This is a genomic window from Desulfofundulus thermobenzoicus, from assembly GCF_009428905.1.
In the GTDB taxonomy this organism is placed as follows: domain Bacteria; phylum Bacillota; class Desulfotomaculia; order Desulfotomaculales; family Desulfovirgulaceae; genus Desulfofundulus_A; species Desulfofundulus_A thermobenzoicus.
The window spans coordinates 15,527-27,599 of sequence record NZ_WHYR01000014.1; the positions used below are offsets into that span (position 1 = coordinate 15,527).

At 57.6% G+C, this 12,073-nt stretch carries 12 protein-coding genes; all 12 read right to left on the reverse strand.

Annotation, left to right across the window (positions count from 1 at the left end):
- Nucleotides 1–188: 188 nt before the first annotated feature.
- Entirely contained in the window at nucleotides 189–833 is a 645-nt protein-coding gene (locus tag GFC01_RS06755; protein WP_423244370.1) for a dual OB domain-containing protein, read from the reverse strand.
- A 97-nt stretch (nucleotides 834–930) separates the two neighbouring features.
- A complete protein-coding gene (locus tag GFC01_RS06760) occupies nucleotides 931–1,410 on the reverse strand; it encodes a DUF488 domain-containing protein (RefSeq protein ID WP_152945876.1) in 480 nt (159 codons plus the stop codon).
- A complete protein-coding gene (locus GFC01_RS06765; protein WP_152945877.1) occupies nucleotides 1,400–1,873 on the reverse strand; it encodes a DUF488 family protein, N3 subclade in 474 nt (157 codons plus the stop codon). Before GFC01_RS06765 ends, GFC01_RS06760 begins: the two co-directional genes overlap by 11 nt.
- A gap of 109 nt (nucleotides 1,874–1,982) precedes the next feature.
- Nucleotides 1,983–2,465 carry an Lrp/AsnC family transcriptional regulator gene (locus GFC01_RS06770; RefSeq protein WP_194174851.1) on the reverse strand — a complete coding sequence of 161 codons (483 nt, stop codon included), beginning with the start codon at nucleotides 2,463–2,465 and terminating at the stop codon, nucleotides 1,983–1,985.
- Between the two features lie 77 nt (nucleotides 2,466–2,542).
- Entirely contained in the window at nucleotides 2,543–3,946 is a 1,404-nt protein-coding gene (locus tag GFC01_RS06775) for an ammonium transporter (RefSeq protein WP_152945879.1), read from the reverse strand.
- Between the two features lie 202 nt (nucleotides 3,947–4,148).
- Complete coding sequence (glnT, locus tag GFC01_RS06780) at nucleotides 4,149–5,480, reverse strand: type III glutamate--ammonia ligase (protein WP_152945880.1); 1,332 nt, start codon at nucleotides 5,478–5,480, stop codon at nucleotides 4,149–4,151.
- A 216-nt stretch (nucleotides 5,481–5,696) separates the two neighbouring features.
- Entirely contained in the window at nucleotides 5,697–6,950 is a 1,254-nt protein-coding gene (locus tag GFC01_RS06785) for an FMN-binding glutamate synthase family protein (protein WP_194174852.1), read from the reverse strand.
- Between the two features lie 16 nt (nucleotides 6,951–6,966).
- Complete coding sequence (locus tag GFC01_RS06790; RefSeq protein ID WP_152945882.1) at nucleotides 6,967–7,617, reverse strand: GltB/FmdC/FwdC-like GXGXG domain-containing protein; 651 nt, start codon at nucleotides 7,615–7,617, stop codon at nucleotides 6,967–6,969.
- A complete protein-coding gene (locus tag GFC01_RS06795) occupies nucleotides 7,614–8,591 on the reverse strand; it encodes a class II glutamine amidotransferase domain-containing protein (protein WP_194174853.1) in 978 nt (325 codons plus the stop codon). Before GFC01_RS06795 ends, GFC01_RS06790 begins: the two co-directional genes overlap by 4 nt.
- A complete protein-coding gene (locus tag GFC01_RS06800) occupies nucleotides 8,563–9,615 on the reverse strand; it encodes an electron transfer flavoprotein subunit alpha/FixB family protein (RefSeq protein ID WP_152945884.1) in 1,053 nt (350 codons plus the stop codon). The genes GFC01_RS06795 and GFC01_RS06800 overlap by 29 nt, the downstream gene beginning before the upstream one ends.
- Nucleotides 9,612–10,406 (reverse strand): electron transfer flavoprotein subunit beta/FixA family protein, encoded by a 795-nt coding sequence (locus GFC01_RS06805; protein WP_152945885.1) that lies wholly within the window; start codon nucleotides 10,404–10,406, stop codon nucleotides 9,612–9,614. Before GFC01_RS06805 ends, GFC01_RS06800 begins: the two co-directional genes overlap by 4 nt.
- Nucleotides 10,407–10,425: 19 nt before the next feature.
- A complete protein-coding gene (locus GFC01_RS06810) occupies nucleotides 10,426–11,610 on the reverse strand; it encodes an NAD(P)/FAD-dependent oxidoreductase (protein WP_152945886.1) in 1,185 nt (394 codons plus the stop codon).
- Between the last annotated feature and the right edge of the window lie 463 nt (nucleotides 11,611–12,073).

Consider the following 12,073-nt stretch of genomic DNA (forward strand, 5'->3'; position numbering starts at 1 on the left):
TCAACTGATGAAAAAACGGCCCGGAAGACCGCAAGGCTTTTATAAAAGCTTTTTCATAATAATAACGCTAAAGATGTTAACGGTCAACAGTTTAAAGAATTGCGATTATCAATTTAACGAAGCAATAGGAGCCCGGCCTCAACCGGGGCCCCTGATTTAAACAATAAACTACTCAACCTGCAACATTTTTAAGGATTTTGATAATCAATCTCACCCGGCAGGGGTGGATCACCAATGATGGATATGACCATGGGGGAAGGGGGAACGGTTTTCTTTTCTTCTTTTATACCCCTGGTCAGGCCAAAAACCACATAAACCTCCCGGAATACAGGCATGGGTAAACCAAGGGACTGCATGGCGCGCCACTGCAATCCCGTACAGGGGAAGCCAGGTGCTTTGGTATAATTTCGTTGCCACTGATTATCGAAAAGAACTGCCAGCCGGTCTTTTAAGGGGTTTTCGTCTTTATAAACTGTAAGGATCCGGTCAACCCGCAATAGACACAGGGAACGTTTCTGCCGGCCCATTAACGTCAGGAATGCAGCACCATCTTCCCTGTGCTCGCGGCAAAAAGCCAGTAACTGCTGGTTGGTTAACCTGCATCTGCGCGAGGCGGCGCTTATTTCGTAATCCTCGGAATGGGGCGGGTCGCTGTAGCGCCAGGTGCCATCTACCTTCAGTACATCACCCACTTCAATATGACCCCCGCACCTGTATTTGATGGCCGGCCAGTTATAGTTCCCCCGCGGGATTAGCCGTACCCAACGCCCCTGCAACGTCATACCCGCCACACAAAAACCTTCCTTCATTTTTGTGACGGCCAGAACAACCACTTCCAAACACCAGCCCTCCCATGCGATAAATAAAACCAATACAAATTACGGCAGCATAGTTAACCGGCTGACAAGCAGGAATGCCGGTTTTCTGGCCTCAAAACAAATGCTCAACCACTATAGCGGGATCGTATCGGACCAGATACTCGGCCACCAGACGGCGGTGGCAGTGCTCCGGTCTATCCTCGGTACATAACAGGCAGTTGATCTCTTTCGGGTTAATCTCCCGCCCCCAGCATTCCTCAGCTCGTCGTTCTTCCAGAATTTTTAGAAATTCCCTTTGATATTCGTTCCAGCTGACTTTCTTGCCCTGATAGGCCCTTAAAAGTTCCTCCGGGGGAGCCAGCCCCGGAAGATGGATGTAATCAATTTCCACCAGGGAAAGAATGTATTCCAAATCTTCTTTTTTAGCAAAACCGGCAAGCTGGGAGGTGTTATGCAATCTGACATCCACCACTCTCTGCACGCCGGCTTCCTTTAAAAGTTCAATAAAACGGCGCAGACTTTTACGGGAAAAACCGATGGTACATAATTTTTTACCAAGAGCCTTTTGTCCTGCTTCCTGACTATAAACCAAAATTAAAAGCCTCCTGGATAAAAAATTCACCGCTCTTCCTTTCCTTTCTGTCCGCGAGGGGGGACATTTCTTCTACCGCGACACCCTTCTCACGTAAAAGGTCACCAACAATGGTGCGGTGACAGTACCGGTAATCCGGACAGAAACAAACCAGAGCCACATTTTTCCCTTCCCGCAAAAGCAACCATAAACGGTGCAGGGCTGCCCTTTTTTCGGGCTGTTTTAATTCTTCTTTAAAACGGGCCTGGTATTGCGGCCACCAACGTTCAGGATCCGCATCTTTCCATTTTTCCAGATAATCCTGGTATAGAGCCGGCCCGGGTGACAGCCCCCGTACCCGAATTGTACCCGCAATATCTTTCCCGGCCCGGGTAATCAGCCAGATCTCCGCACAAAACTCAGCCAGTTCCTTTATCCGGGAAACACTGGCCGTATAAACCTTACCCGATATCTTATTTTTCATTCCCGCCGGGCCACCTTTCTATGAAAATCCTGATTATATTATAACCTGTTAGTGCTGGTAGTTGCCAGTAATAACCAAGATCTGTTTTGTTCCCTGTGCCTGAATCCAGCTACTCCTCCACATCACCGGCCACCCGGCCCATGTCAATGCCGCATTTCTCCACCGGCGAAGAGAGGGCAATCATGGTTTCCGCCCGCTGGAAGCCGTGAATCTGATCGATTTTCGTCAGCAGGATGCGCTGCAGATCTTCGTTATCCCGCGCCCGCACTTTCACCAGGTAATCATAACGCCCCGTGACCACATGCACCTCTTCCACTTCCGGCAGTTTTTTAAACTCCTCAATGGTCCGGTAGGCTTCCTTGCCCTGCAGGGTGCTCAACCCGACGATGGCGGTAACGGGGTAACCGATGCGACGGGCGTTAATCCGCACATGGAACCCTTCGATTACCCCGCTTTCCACCAGCTTGCGCACCCTTTCATACACCGTAACCCGGGAAACACCCAGCCGGGAGGCAATTTCCTGGTAGGAAGCCCGGGCGTTCTGCTGCAAGGACTGCAAAATGGCCAGATCCATATCATCCAACGGCTGCAATAAAATCATCCTTTATCCATACTTTAACCGGCATTTCCAGCACCGGGTTCTACCCTTAATTATATTTCGTGCCGCATTTACCTGGCAAGGTTGGTTTGGATCTTTTCAATGGGCTTTTGGACCATAGAGGTTCCACCGGTATTGAAAACGACAGCCCCCAGAACCAGATCCGTATAGGCGTCTTCCCCGTGCTGGGTGAGATCCAGGCCGGTTTCCTGTTCTTCATCACCGGCCCGCAGCCTGCAGAATAGTTTGATCACCTGAAGGATAATAAAGGTTCCCGCCGCTGCTATGGCCCAGCTGGCGACGACGCCCACCAGCTGGATGACCACCTGCTCCGGATTACCGAAGAAAAGCCCGTCGCTTCCGGCGGAGTTTACCGCCTTACTGGCGAAGAGCCCGGTGGCCAGGGCACCCCATGTGCCACCCACGCCGTGCACGCCAAAAGCGTCCAGGGAATCGTCGTAGCCCAGCCTGGCCTTCAATATACTCACGGCCAGGTAACAGATGGCCCCACCGCCCAGGCCGATGAGTATGGAAGGCATGGGCCCCACAAAGCCGCAGGCCGGGGTGATGGCCACCAGACCGGCCAGGGCGCCGCTGGCGGCACCCAAGACGGTGGGCTTTCCGTTCCGTACCCATTCCACAATCACCCAGGAGAGCATGGCCGCCGCCGTGGCCAGGTGGGTATTCACAAACACACCCGTGGAAAGGCTTCCGGCAGAAAGGGCACTACCGGCATTAAACCCGAACCAGCCAAACCACAAAAGGGCAGCGCCGGTCACCGTCATGGGCAGGCTATGAGGAATCATGGGTTCCGTACCGTATCCTTTGCGCCCGCCCAGTACCAGTGCAGCCGTCAGGCCGGACACCCCGGAAATGATATGCACCACCGTGCCGCCGGCAAAATCCAGAGCACCCAGATTACGCAGCCAGCCGCCCACCCCCCACACCCAGTGGGCCACCGGGTCATAAATAAAGGTGGCCCAGAGAACCAGGAAGATCAGATAGGGGGAAAAGCGCATCCTTTCGGCCACGGAACCGTAAATAATGGCCGGGGTAATGACAGCAAACATCATCTGAAAAATCATAAAGGCCTGGTGGGGGATGGTGGCCGAATAATCCGGGTTTGGTTCCAGGCCCACATTTTTCAATCCGATCCAGTCCAGGGAACCAATGATATGACCGATATCCGGGCCAAAGGCCAGGCTATAGCCGAAAAGAGCCCACTGAATACTGATTACACCCAGAGCAATAAAGCTGCTCATGATGGTGGAAAGGGCATTCTTTTTGCGGGCCATTCCGCCGTAAAATAGGGCCAGGCCCGGGGTCATCAGCATGACCACGGCTGCTGAAAAAAGGATAAAAGCCGTATCCCCCGTGTCCACGGTGTTTGCCGCCGTATCCGCCCAAACCAGGCCGGGGGCCATGGCCAGCAGGGCCAGGGTCAAACCGGCAGTATTAATCAGGTGCTTAACCATTGATTAAACCTCCCTTGAAAATAGATTTTCATGCTTTATGGAGGGAACCAATGTTCCCATGGGCAACTCCTTTAGGAAATAAATTTTCATGCAATATGGTGAAAACAAGTGTGTTCTCGTAGGCTTTTAAAACGTGACAGAGAACCGTCCCCTGTCACACGAAACGTGACAGAGAACCGTCCCCTGTCACACCGTCACACCTTCACCCCGCCGTCAGGTAGCGGTGCACTTCCCATTCGGAAACGGTATTGTGATATTCGTCCCATTCCCTCCTTTTGACCTGCAGGTACAGGCGAACGTAATCCTCCCCCAGGGCCTCCTGGAGCACGTGGTCCATCTCCAGTTCATCCAGCGCCTCGCACAGGTTGGCGGGAAGCAGGTCAATATTGCGCCTCTTCATTTCTTCCACCGTAAAGGCATAGGTATTCTCCGCAAACAACGGGCCGGGATCCACCTGCTCTGCGATGCCGTCCAGCCCGGCGGCCAGGATGGCCGCGCAGGCCAGATACGGGTTGGCGGCACCGTCTACGGTGCGCTTTTCAATGCGCCCGGGACCGGGAATGCGGATCATGACCGTCCGGTTGTTGCCGCCGTAGGTGATATAGACCGGCGCCCAGGTGGCCCCCGAGGTGGTGGGTGAAGTCACCAGACGCTTGTAGGAATTAACCGTTGGGGAGGTAATGGCCGCCAGGGAGCGGGCGTGTTTTAAAATCCCCCCGATAAACCAGTAGGCCGTCCGGGAGAGGCCGTGGGGGTCCTTTTCCTCCATAAACAGGTTCTGCGAACCGGCAGCATCCCAGAGGCTCATGTGATAGTGGCAGCCGTTGCCCGTCAGATTTTTGAAGGGTTTGGGCATGAAGGTGGCCGTCAGCCCTTCCTGTTCGGCCAGGCTGCGGATCATAAACCGGGCAAAGGTCAGGCGGTCGCACTGATCTAAAACCTCGGAACACTGCCAGTTAATTTCAAACTGACAGTTGGCGTCCTCATGGTCGCACTGGTAAACTCCCCAGTTCAGCTCGTTCATATAGCCCACCAGGCGGGTAAAGAAATCCAGATTGCGGGCCAGGGCCTGGGAGTTATAGCATGGTTTGTCCGAATTGTCCATGGGGTCATAGGGTTCAATACAACCATTCACCCGCCGCACCAGGAAAAATTCCGGCTCCATGCCAACTACAAAACGATATCCCCGGTCCCGGGCTTTTTTCACCATACGCTGCAGAATAGTCCGCGGGCAGTAAGGCCACGGCTCACCGTTGACGTACAGGTTGGCGGAAAGCCAGGCCACGTCCCGCCGCCAGGGCAGGATAAACAGCGAAGAAAAATCGGGAATGGCCGAAATATCCGGATCGTGGGGCCCCTGGCCCAGATCCCCGGCGGCAAAACCGGCAAAACCCACCCCACCGGAGGCCAGGGCCTCCAGCGTTTCCGCCGGCACCAGCTTTGCCCGGCTGATGCCGTTCATCTCCACAAAGGACACCATAAAATAACGTATCCCTTTTTCCCTTACAAGCTCCTGCACTGCCGAGATATTCATCAATAACCACCTCCTGATATTTAGCTCCGGGTAAATCCCAGATACACGGCACATGTCCCATCCCGGTACCACGTTCTCCACATAAAGATCACCCGCTCCATTGATCCCCCCTTTAAATCTAAAAAGAAAAGGCCCTTTCCCATGGCCGCATCGCCATGATCAAAGCGCCTTTGCAAATAATACGACCCTGTTATCTTTTTTTATTTGCCACTGCCTTTAATTGGGCTTAAAAACAAGCTCCGACCCCACCAGGGGGATGCCCGTAATGGCCGAGGCTTCCACCGTGAGGGCCCGCAGGTCCTCGGGCTCCAGATTGTGGCAGCTGGTTTTGCCACAGATGCGGGCAATCATCCGCAGTTCCTCGGTCATGGCCCGAATCAGGTTGGCCAGCTTTTCTGCCCCCTCCTCCGGGTCAAATCGCTGCCGCAATGCGGGATCCTGGGTGCACAGCCCGGCCGGACAGCGCCCCGTGGCACACTGCCGGCAGGCCCGGCAACCCAGGGCCACTAAAGCCGCCGTGCCGATGCCCACGGCCTTCGCCCCCAGGGCCAGGGCCTTGGCCACATCGGCGCCGTCCCGGATCCCCCCCATCACCACGATGTCCATTTCCCCTTCGACGCCTTCTTCCCGCAGGGCCTGCATCGCCGCCGCCAGGGCGGCCATGGTGGGGATACCCACATTATCCTTGAAAATCTCCGGACCGGCGCCCGTGCCGCCCTGCATCCCGTCCAGCACCACTATGTCGGCGCCAATCTTGTGGGCGATTTTGACGTCTTCCTTGACCCGGCTGGCGCCGATTTTCAGGGCAACGGGCACCTGCCAGCCGGTGGCCTCCCGCAGTTCCAGGATTTTTAACACCAGATCGTCGGGACCGATAAAATCGGGGTGCCGGCTGGGACTGCGCAGGTCAATCCCCACGGGCAAACCCCTTTGCCCGGCGATCTCCGGCGTAATCTTGGCGCCCATCAGATGCCCGCCCGAGCCGGGCTTGGCCCCCTGGCTGATGAACAGTTCCACAGCATCGGCCCGCTGCAGGTCCCGGGGATTAAAACCGTACCGGCCGGGGGTGCACTGGTAGATCAGCTGCCGGGCCAGCTGCCTTTCTTCCTCCAGCATACCACCCTCACCGGTATTGGACACCGTACCGGCCAGGGTGGAGGCCCGGGCAAAGGCCATTTTCACTTCCCGGGAAACGGCCCCAAAGCTCATGGGGGCGATGATAATGGGGGTTTTAAGCTTTAAAGGCCTTTTGGCATGGCGTGCCCCCAGAATGGTGGCGGTATCGCACTCCTCCCGGTGCACATCAATGCACAGGCGGCTTAAACCGGCAGCCAGAAAAGTGAGCTCATCAAAGGAGGAAACGGGCCGTCTGGCCCCAAAACCTTCAATTATCGTGCGCCCCAGCCGCGCCTTTTCCTGGATCTGTTTGCGGATGCGCTCATCCCATAAAGGACCGGTGGTGATACTCATCCTGTGGCACCTTCCTTCAATAGTGGTGGTGTTTTTGCGCAGAAACAAACTTGCGCCAGGCCGGGGGTCTGGCCAGACCGTAGTGGTCCAGCAGGCGGCCCAGATAAACATTTTCTTCCTCCGTACAGGCCACTTCCTGCACATCCACCCCCGTGCTCCCCACCCGGCCGCCGGTATAAATGGTGCCGCCCACCATATAGTGCCCCAGCAGGTCGCCGGTATCACCGGCCACCACAATGGTCCCGCCGATCATCATGAAGCCGGTCATAAAGCCGCTGTTCCCGCCCACAATGATGGTGCCGCTCTTCATCACCTGCCCGCAGCGGGAGCCCATGTTCCCCCGGATCACCAGCACGCCGCCCCGCATACCCGGGGCGATACAGCTGCCCGCATCGTGGTCCACCACCACCTCGCCGTCCATCAGGTTGTCCACGGAATACCAGCCGACGCTTCCCCGCACATGCAGCTTAATCCCTTCACACAGGCAGCCGCAGAAATAACCGGCGTTACCCTCAATGGTTAACTGCAGCGGCCCCAGCACCCCCACTCCCAGGTGATGCCTGGACCGGGGGTTGAGTATGGTCACCGCCTGGTCCCCGTGCACCGCTTCTTTCAACAGACGGTTGATTTCCGTCACCGCTAACCGGTCCGCATCCAGGGCAATCATTCCATCCCCACCGCCCGGTAAGTCAGTCTGGACAGCTGCCGCCCGCCGTCAATGGACCAGGTGGCCGCCGTACGGGGCAGGGGCTCCTCCACCGTCATGCTTTCCATATCGGGAAGCAGAGCCCGCAGGCCTATTTCCTCCGAAGCCAGCACCACCCTGTCTGCCGTATCCACATAAACCAGGGGCTTGGCGGCAAGCTTATCCCGCACAAAACCCAGTTCCCCCGGTGTGGCCACCAGGAAGGTGTAAGTGCCGTCCAGGTCCAAGAGGCTTTGTTCAAGCACATCCTGCAGCTTCATACCCTTTTCCAGGTAATGGGCATTATAGATGGCAATGAGTTCGGAATCGTTGTCCGTGCGAAAACGGTACCCCTTTCTTTCAAAGTGACGTCGCAGCTTCCAGTAGTTGGTCAGCTGGCCGTTGTGGACGATGGCTATATCAGCAAAACCATAGGCCCAGAAGGGATGGGCCCGGTCCGGGCTGACCATGCTTTCAGTGGCCAGGCGGGCGTGACCGATGCCGTGGGTACCCTCTACCCGGCTGTAGTGATAAACCACATCCAGCCGGTCGGCAGTGCCCAGATCTTTATAAATGACCAGTTCGTATCCGATACTGATGGTCTGCACTTTATATCTGTCCAGCCGATAACACAGTTTGCGCACGGACCCGCTGTATTGCACACCAATGCCCAGGATGGTGCCCGCAACCCGGTGGTCGAGAATCTCTCCCCCTTCTTCTTCCAGAAGGCCTTCCAGAGTGGACAGGACGGCATCTATTTCCTGTGGCGAAGGGTTGCTGCCCACCCGGACATGAATGAGCAGCCTTTCATTGCCGCCCGCCCCATTATTGCTGCTAAAAATGGCCACCCCGCTGGAATCCCGGCCCCGGTGGCGGATGCCGTAGACCAGACGTTTTAAATCTTCCCCCACCGGGCCACTGCCCTTTTTATACAGCACACCGGCTATTCCACACATGGCCTTTCCCCCCTTCGTGCTCTTCACTACCTGCCATCCCGGCCAAACGCCGCCGAAAAGCTGCGGTGAGGGCCGGCAAAACCCGGTGGACATCCCCCACAATGCCGTAGGTGGCCACCTGAAAGATGGGCGCCTCCGGGTCCTGATTAATGGCCACGATAATATCCGCATCGCGCATCCCTGCCAGGTGCTGCACGGCGCCGGAAATACCGCAGGCAAAGTATATTTTCGGTTTCACCTTTTTGCCCGTCTGGCCCACCTGGTGTTTGTAGGGCACCCAGCCGGCGTCCACAATGGCCCGGGAGGCGCCGCAGGCAGCACCCAGGGTTTGCGCCAGTTCCCGCACCAGCCGGTAGTGTTCCGGCCCGCCCAGACCGCGCCCGCCGGAAACGATAATATCGGCATCTTCCAGAGCCGTCTCGCCGGCCCCTTCCCGGGCTTCGCTCACCACCTGCACCCGCCCGGGCAGGCTGCCGGCCTCCAGCAGCACTTCCTCCACCGGTACCGGTCCCTTTTCCACTGGCTCCAGGGGTGAATAGGATCTGGGCAGCACCAGGGCCACCCCGGGTAAGGCAGAAAACTCCTCGGTGGCCAGAACATTACCCCCGTAGAGGGAGCGCACCGCCCGCAGGGTCCGTCCCTTCCACTCCAGAGCAGTGCAGGCAGTTAAAAGGGGCAAACCCGGGCCGGCCGCCAGCCGGGGAGCAATGCTTTTCCCGGCCGTGCTGGCGCCAACCAGCACCACCGACGGCTCCCTTTCCACCACGGCAGCAGCCAGGGCGCAGGCGTGATCTTCCTCGCTGAACCGGGCCAGGGCCGGGTGACAGAGGGCCAGCACCCCGTCGGCCCCGTAACGTCCCAGCATGGCGGCGTCAGAGGGGACGGAGCCCGCCGTGGTGACGGCCGTGACCCGGCCGCCAACCTGGCCGGCCAGCAGACTAGCTGCCGCCAGCATTTCCAGGGTCAGGGTTGCCGTTTTATGGCCTTTGCCTTCCACCCAGACCCATATATCAGTCTGTTTCATAGCATAGCCCTCCTCCCTGCGGGTATACTACCCAGAAGGTTATCCACCAGGCGGTCCACCTGTTCCTCCGGATTCCCCTGCAGGATCATCCCCCGCCGGCGGGCGGGGGCGGGCACCAGGCCGACTAATGTGTTTTTGACGATGGCGCTTAAGGCCTGCGGATCAAGACCGGTTTCCTTCGGCTTTAACACCGGGATGGGCGTTTTCCTGGCCCGGATCACCCCTTTAATGGAGGGAGACCGGGGTTCACCCGTTTCCCGGGAAACGGTTAAGAGCACCGGCAGCGGGGCCAGCAGGGTTTCCACCGTGTCTTCCCGGGTCCGTTCCACCCATACCCGCTCCCTATCCACCCGGATCTTTCTTACACCAACCACGTAAGGTATATCCAGAAAGCCGGCCAGCATGGGTCCCACCCCGCCGCTGCCGGCCACGGTGGATTCCCTGCCGGTGAGGACCATATCGGCGCCGCCGGTGTGGCAGATGGCCGCCGCCAGCACCCGGGCCGCCCACTGGGTTCCGGACGTTCCCCCACACCCGTCCGTTACATGCACCGCCTGATCCGCTCCCATGGCCAGGGCCTGGCGTAAGACGTCCCGGACCTTTTCCCCGCCCAAACCCAGGGCCACCACCGTTGCCCCCAGGGTATCCTTAATCCGTAGCGCCGCTTCCAGGGCGTGGCTGTCAAAAAGATTGATCATGGCTGCCCCGGTCAATTGCTGCAATTCTCCGGTTTCATCAACCCAAACGTCACCGGGAACGGGAACCTGTTTGATGCAAACCACCAGACGCATTTCCCCCACCTCCTGATAACTACCGGAGCTGCTGCCCGCGGCTGTACAGGTGCACGCCCACCACGGGCTGGTCTTCGGCAAAGCGGGTCACCCGGAACAAACCGGCATCATACACCCTGGCTTCCCCGTCCAGAATAATTTCCGCCATGGCCTGGCCGGCCAGCGGCGTAAATTTAAAGCCGTGCCCGCTGTATCCGGCGTTAACATAAAAACCCTCCAGTCCCGGCACGGGACCGATGAACGCCTGGTAATCGGGTGTCACTTCGTAACATCCGGAATAACCGCGGCGCAGGCTGCCCTCACCGAGCCGGGGCAGGCGCCGGACCACCCTGTCCAGAACGTCCTCCACCGTTTCCAGATCCACTTCTTCGTTATAACAATCGGGATCCACCACTTCCACCTCCGACTGGTCGCTGTTGCCCACCAGGGTCAGATCCCCCGTCTCCGATCGCAAATATTGCAGCAAGAGCAGGTCGGAGAGCACCGGATGTTCTCCGGGGAAATCGCCGGGCCGCTCCAGAACGACGATCTGCTCCCGGTGGGCCTGGACGGGAAGATCCAGCTCCGCCAGGGCGGCCACCCTGCCCGCCCACGAACCGGCACAATCAATCACCACCGGCGCGGCGATATCTTCCGCGGGAGTTCTCACCCCCTGCACCCTGCCGCCCGCATGGAGAATCCCCACCACCGGGGTCATTTGCCGGTACTGCACGCCCAGTTCCCGCCCCCGCTGGACCAGGGAGGTCAGGGTCAGGCCGGGATCGGCATACCCCGATTCCGGCTCAAAGGCGGCCCCGGCCACATCCTCCAGGTTGATACCGGGCACCATTTTGGCCACTTCCTCCAGGTCGATCATCTCCACCTTTATACCCAACTCCCGGTGCATGGCCACATTCCGGCGCAGGGTTTCCAGGTTATCCGGCCCGACCAGCACCACATAACCGGTCCTGGTATAACCGCACTCACCGCCGATGATCTCGGGAAAATGCTGCCATATTTCCAGGGATTTCAAGGCCATGCGGGCCAGCTCCGAGTGGGTGTAGTGACAGCGCAGAATGGCACTGGACCTGCCCGAACTGCCCGCCCCCAGGGTGCTTTTTTCCACCACCACCACCCGCCCGGCACCTCGCCCGGCCAGGTGGTAAGCCGTACTGCATCCCATCAGCCCGCCGCCGATGATTACCACGTCCGCTGTCAGCGCCATTATCCAACACTCCCCTTTACCAGGTTGTCCGGTGCAAAAGCTACGGTGCGCGTTAGAGAACAATAAAGGGCCTGCTTCATCAGTGCCACCAGCAAGCGGAAAATAAAAGGGCGCCACTTCCACGGCACAAATACCATGGGAATAGCGCCCTTGCCGTCCTGTGATACGTCACCGGATCACCAGTTAATTATTTACGGGTAATGGATTTACCCTTTGTTTTCAGCCCTTTCCCTAACAAACGATGTTCTTTACTGCTTTCGGGTTAATATTAGCATAGCCGTTTGCCGTTGTCAATTACTTTTTGCAAGTTGGATTATTTTTTCACTTGTAAAAATGATTTTACGATTCACTGCTTCCGGCAGTAACCTGCTCACCCGGCAACCCCTGTAAATTTTTTATTAACCGGGAGGGAAAGTCGTCTTTTCCGCCAAATACAAATAATGTAGAAATAAGTTGCTGGCGG